Source organism: Rhizobacter sp. P2_D12, assembly GCF_056404395.1.
Genome location: NZ_JBFUEB010000305.1, coordinates 1 through 1,201, shown reverse-complemented (window position 1 = coordinate 1,201; position 1,201 = coordinate 1). Strand labels below are relative to the sequence as shown.

1 protein-coding gene is annotated in these 1,201 nt (G+C 71.4%); it reads right to left on the bottom strand.

The window, feature by feature from the left end:
- Positions 1 to 1,201 (bottom strand): ATP-binding protein (locus AC1DYN_RS32640; protein WP_477966973.1); only part of this gene is annotated, 1,201 nt, incomplete at both ends.

The window sequence follows — 1,201 nt, the reverse complement described above, 5'->3', positions numbered from 1 at the left end:
GGCGGCGACGTTGCCGATCGCGGCCAGCGCGGCCTCGAGCGCCTGTCCCGCCACGCCGAGCGCCTCGGCCGCGTGCCGCTCGTCGGTCGGCACCGCATTGGTCGCCTGCTCCAGCGTGGCCAGCGCGTCGGACAGGCGCTCCAGGCCGACGTTGGCGGCCGCGCCGCGCACCTTGTGCGCCAGCATGCGCAACTGCACGTGATCGCCGCCGGCGGCATGCAGGCGCATCGCACCATCCAGCTGCGCGTACTGGCGGCTGAAGTGGTCGAGGGCTTCGGCGTAAGCATCTTCGCGGTTGCTCCAGCGGTGCAGGCCGGCGCGCCGGTTGAGCACTTCGCGCGGGGCCGTCGGGACGGCGGCTGCCTCGGCGGGCACGCCGCCTTCGAGGCCGAGCACGCGCGCGATCTCATGCGACAGGGCGAACCAGTCGACCGGCTTGCTGGCAAAGCCATCCATGCCGGCATCGACGCTGGCCTGGCGATGCTCGGCCAGCACGCTGGCGGTCATCGCGATCACTGGCAGGCGCGCCTTTCCGTGGCGTGCCTCGTGGTCGCGAATGGCGCGGGTCGCGTCCAGGCCATCCATCACCGGCATCTGGAAGTCCATCAGCGCCACGTCGTACTCGCCGCTGGTGGCCAGTTCGACGATCGCGCCGCCGTCGCGCGCGGCCGTCATCGTGTGCCCGCGGCGCGTCATCAGGAGCTGCATCAGTTCGAGATTCTGCGGCACGTCGTCGGCCACCAGCACGCGCAGCGGCGGCAGCACGGCGGCGCTGCGCACACGCGGCGCCTGGTTGCAAAAGCGCGCCAGGATCAGCGGCACGCGCACGTGGAAGGTCGCGCCCTGGCCCGGCTGGCTCTCGGCCCAGATCCGTCCGCCCATCAGTTCGACGAGCTGCTTGCTGATCGTGGTGCCCAACCCGGTGCCGCCGAAGCGGCGCGTCATCGATGCGTCGGCCTGCGTGAACGGATCGAAGATCGCGGCCAGGCGGTCGGGCGCGATGCCGATGCCGGTGTCGATCACGGCGATGCACAGCTGGTCGACATCGGCGCTCACGGTCAGCGTCACGCCGCCGGTGGCGGTGAACTTGATCGCGTTGTCGAGCAGGTTGGTGAGCACCTGGCGCATGCGCAGCTCGTCGCCGCGCAGGCCGGTCGGCAGGGCCGGGTCGTACTGGATATCCAGGTGCAAGCCCTTGGCG